Origin of the sequence: Brucella tritici (assembly GCF_902825325.1) — a bacterium.
Taxonomy (GTDB): Bacteria; Pseudomonadota; Alphaproteobacteria; order Rhizobiales; family Rhizobiaceae; genus Brucella.
On record NZ_CADEAR010000106.1, the window covers coordinates 1 to 215 of the forward strand.

Below are 215 nucleotides of genomic sequence, written 5' to 3' on the forward strand. Positions count from 1 at the left end.
CTTCCGAACCAGCATACCGTGCATGGCTTGCGCGTGCAGAAATATCCGAAAACCGGCTATGTCTTCTGTAATGGTGAGGATCGCGCACCGATCCCGAACGATGGCAGCAATCTGACCGACACCAAGCAATATCATGCAATCTTCACGGCCGTTGACGGCGAGACCATGAAGGTTGCCTGGCAGATCATGGTTGACGGCAATCTCGACAATGTCGA

1 pseudogene is annotated in these 215 nt (G+C 53.5%); it reads left to right on the top strand.

Going from position 1 to position 215, the window contains the following annotated elements:
- Positions 1–215 (top strand): annotated as a pseudogene (locus tag HWX93_RS22855) (TAT-dependent nitrous-oxide reductase); the annotation flags it as partial.